The sequence below is a fragment of the Cryobacterium sp. 10I1 genome (assembly GCF_035019805.1).
Lineage (GTDB): Bacteria > Actinomycetota > Actinomycetes > Actinomycetales > Microbacteriaceae > Cryobacterium > Cryobacterium glucosi.
The window spans coordinates 1-1,636 of the sequence record NZ_JASJVF010000431.1; the positions used below are offsets into that span (position 1 = coordinate 1).

Below are 1,636 nucleotides of genomic sequence, written 5' to 3' on the forward strand. Positions count from 1 at the left end.
ACCGTCGACCTCGCGGTCGAGGCCGGCGTGCCGATCGACGTGAAGATCGAGTACGACGTCGTCCCCGACTTCCTCGGCGGAGCGCTCGCGATCACGGTCGGCATCGAGCCCGACCTGTCCCACCCCGAAGCGCTCATCGAGGAAGCCGCCGCCGCCGCTGCGGCCGCCGACGTTGTCGTGCTCGTGGTCGGCACCAACTCCAAGGTCGAGTCGGAGGGCTTCGACCGCACCTCGCTCGACCTCCCCGGACGCCAGGACGAGCTCGTCCGCGCCGTCGCCGCGGCCAACCCGCGCACCGTCGTCGTGGTCAACGCGGGCTCACCCGTGCTGATGCCGTGGCGAAACGACGTCTCCGCCGTGCTGCTCAGTTGGTTCGGCGGCCAGGAATACGGCGACGCCGTCGCCGCAATTCTGCTCGGCGAGTCCGAGCCGGGCGGGCGCCTGCCCACCACCTGGCCGGTGACTCTCGAGGATGTCCCGGTGTTCGACGTGACCCCCGTCGACGGCGTCGTGCGCTACGACGAGGGCATCCACATCGGCTACCGCGCCTGGCTCAAGGCCGGCACCGAGCCGGCGTACGAGTTCGGCCACGGTCTCGGCTACACCGAGTGGACCCTCGACGTCCTCACTCTCGACCGGCTCTACGTCGCTCCGGAGGAGAACGGCGCCGACACCGTCGCGGTGACCGTCGGTCTCACCAACACCGGCGACAGGGCAGGCAAACAGGTCGTGCAGGTCTACGCCTCCCGTGCGGAATCGGCCATCGACCGGCCGGTGCGCTGGCTTGTGGGCTTCGCCGCCGTGCACGCCGAGGCGGGGGAGAGTGTGGTGGCCAGCATCCTGGTGCCGGCCCGCGCCTTCGCGGACTGGCAGGACGGCTGGCACTTCGAACCGGGGGACTTCCGGCTCGAGGCCGGCACGAGCGTTTCGGCGCTCCCGCTCGGAGCGACGGTGACGGTTCGATGAGCGCCGTGACCCGCTACCCGAACCCGCTGATCGCGGGCTTCTACCCCGACCCGAGCGTCGTCAAGGTCGGCGAGGACTACTACCTCGCCAACTCGACCTTCGAGTACCTGCCCGGAATCCCGGTCTTCCACAGCCGCGACCTCGTGACCTGGACCCAGGTCGGCAACGTCGTCGAACGGCCGGGGCAGCTCGCCTCCGCGCACGTCCCGACCCTCGGCGGGGCCTGTGCCCCGACCATCCGCTTCCGCGACGGTCTGTTCTACGTCGTCGTGACGGATGCGATGGGTCGCGGCATGCTGATCTTCACCGCCACGGACCCGGCCGGGCCCTGGAGCGACGGCACCATCGTCGACGGCGTGCACGGCATCGACTCCGACCTGGCCTGGTCGGACGATGGCGTCGCGCACATCACCTATTCGGGCCTGGACACCACGTCCGGGAACCCGCCAGGGGAGCACGGCGGCATCCTGCAGGTCACGGTCGACCTCGAGACCGGGGCGCGGCTCAGCGAACCGATCTCGCTCTGGTCGGGCACCGGCCTCAAATTCCCCGAGGCGCCCCACCTCTACCGGCACGGCGGCTACTGGTACCTGATGATCGCCGAGGGCGGCACCGAACGCGGCCACGGCATCAGCATCGCCCGCGGCACCTCACCGTCCGGCCCCTTCAC

General features: G+C 70.5%; 2 protein-coding genes. Both read left to right on the forward strand.

What is annotated here, in order from left to right:
* On the forward strand, positions 1-966 hold a 966-nt coding region (locus QN345_RS18780), incomplete at its 5' end, for a glycoside hydrolase family 3 protein (protein ID WP_323509077.1).
* Positions 963-1,636: family 43 glycosylhydrolase (locus QN345_RS18785; RefSeq protein ID WP_323509078.1), on the forward strand; the 674-nt coding region annotated here is incomplete at its 3' end. The genes QN345_RS18780 and QN345_RS18785, both read left to right, overlap by 4 nt.